General features: G+C 41.8%; 1 rRNA gene. It reads left to right on the forward strand.

The features are described from left to right. The first annotated feature begins 12 nt into the window (after positions 1 to 12). Positions 13 to 127 (forward strand): 5S ribosomal RNA (gene rrf / locus FCL42_RS21480). The last annotated feature ends 1026 nt before the right edge of the window (positions 128 to 1153 follow it).

Raw genomic sequence — 1153 nt, forward strand, 5'->3', positions numbered from 1 at the left:
CAACAATTTTTGTCTGACGACCATAGCGCTGTGGTCCCACCTGATCCCATGCCGAACTCAGAAGTGAAACGCAGTTGCGCCGATGGTAGTGTGGGAGTTCCCATGTGAGAGTAGGTCATCGTCAGACTCCTATTAAGAGAAAAGCCCATCCTAACGGATGGGCTTTTTTCGTATCTGTGGTTTTTGTTTTTGAAAATCGATTTGGCCTTCCTGGTATGGCTAAGCATTTTTGCCAGCTTAGCGTATCCTATTTTCCAACTGCTTTTCTGACTTAGATTAGCACCCGGAGCTTTAAAGCTAGAAGAACAATGAATTACTGGCATTGGTAGACTAAGCATTAGACGACTCTGATTCTGCAAGTCACATAAAGTAGACTCGTCAAATTGGCAGGCGCCGTGCTTGGCATGTGATTTAAAACTTCTAACTCTGATGATCAAAGCTCGTCAAAAAATTCACATTGAAAGTGGAGTTAGTTCCACCTTGCTGCAAAGAATGTTGGGCTTTGATTATGAGTGAGGGCCGACGTCAGATTAAATCGCGTAGTTACAAACCCTGTGTGGAATACATAAATTCAGTACTTCGTTATTGATGATTGATTTTATTACTCTGCTGGGTTTCTGCTTTATTGTTTAATGTTTGATCTAATGTGATGTGAGTCCAATTACTGCCCTTGTTTTTTTATGGGCTGTTGTGGATTAAAACACTAAACCTGAGCCTCTGAATCGTATCTTTTGCTGAGAAACTCAAGCCAGCTGTGTGCTGTGGAGTAGTTTGAAAAACCTCCACCTTGAGAAATCAGTGGGTAAGTCTGTGGATAAATTGTGTGATCGTTGGGAGTATAAGCAGTTGGTAATATATTGGTATAAAAGTTTAAATTAGCCCTTGTGTAAATCTAAACTCTCCCTATAATGCGCTTCCTGTCGACGGGGCACAGCGGTTACCAAAACGGACGTTGAGCAAAACATCGACACTCGGAAAATCCTTTATCTATGTCTCTACTTTTTATTAAAAAGTAAATTCAAAAAGGGGTTGACGGGAAACGAGGAAAGCGTAGAATGCGCAGCCTCAGCAACGGGAACCACGGTTTAAGTTGCAACGCTCTTTAAAAATTTATCAGACAATCTGTGTGGGCACTCGCGCAGGATTGATATCT

The sequence above is a fragment of the Ferrimonas aestuarii genome (assembly GCF_005116665.1).
GTDB classification, from domain to species: Bacteria; Pseudomonadota; Gammaproteobacteria; order Enterobacterales; family Shewanellaceae; genus Ferrimonas; species Ferrimonas aestuarii.